Genomic DNA, 903 nt, shown 5'->3' with positions numbered 1-903 from the left:
CCAGGTTATCTTCGGAATAATCAACCTGACTACGATAGTGGCTAGACACTAGGAAGTAACGAATCACTTCAGCCGGATACTTTTCCAAGACTTCGCGAATGGTGAAGAAGTTACCCAAAGATTTAGACATCTTTTCTTTGTTTACACGAACAGCGCCTGCATGCATCCAGTAGTTCACATACTTCTGACCGGTTGCACCTTCAGACTGGGCAATTTCATTTTCATGATGTGGGAATTTTAAGTCTGGCCCGCCCCCATGAATATCAAAGGTATCACCCAAACAGCAAGTCGACATGGCTGAGCATTCAATATGCCAGCCAGGGCGACCATTCCCCCACGGGGATTCCCAGCTAGCCTCGCCTTCTTTTGCCGCTTTCCACAAAACAAAATCCAGTGGATTACGCTTATGCTTTTCAACATCGATACGCGCACCCGCCAACAGCTCTTCGGTATTACGCTTGCTTAGCTTACCGTAGGTTTCAAACTTATCGATCGCATAATAGACATCGCCATTGTCGGCAGCATAAGCATGCTCGTTGTCGATCAGACGTTGAATCATATCGATAATTTCCTGGATATGCGCCGTCGCTCTCGGCTCCTGGTCTGGAGACTTCACCGACAACGCCGCTTCATCCTCATGCATCGCATCGATAAAGCGCTGCGTTAAAGCATCGTAGGCCTCTCCATTCTCCGCCGCTCGGGCGAAGATCTTGTCATCTACATCGGTGATATTTCGGATATACGTAACGTCGTAGCCAGAGTGGCGCAAGTAACGCGTAATCACGTCAAAGCTGACCAGCACGCGAGCATGACCGATATGGCAATAGTCATACACCGTCATCCCACAGACATACATTTTGACTTTGTTTTCTTCAAGCGGCTTAAATACTTCTTTCTCTGCAG

At 48.0% G+C, this 903-nt stretch carries 1 protein-coding gene; it reads right to left on the bottom strand.

Annotation, left to right across the window (positions count from 1 at the left end):
• Positions 1-903: cysteine--tRNA ligase (gene cysS, locus A3763_RS25360; RefSeq protein WP_068760711.1), on the bottom strand; the 903-nt coding region annotated here is incomplete at both ends.

Source organism: Oleiphilus sp. HI0128, from assembly GCF_001635365.1.
This window is presented reverse-complemented; position numbering and strand designations above follow the sequence as displayed.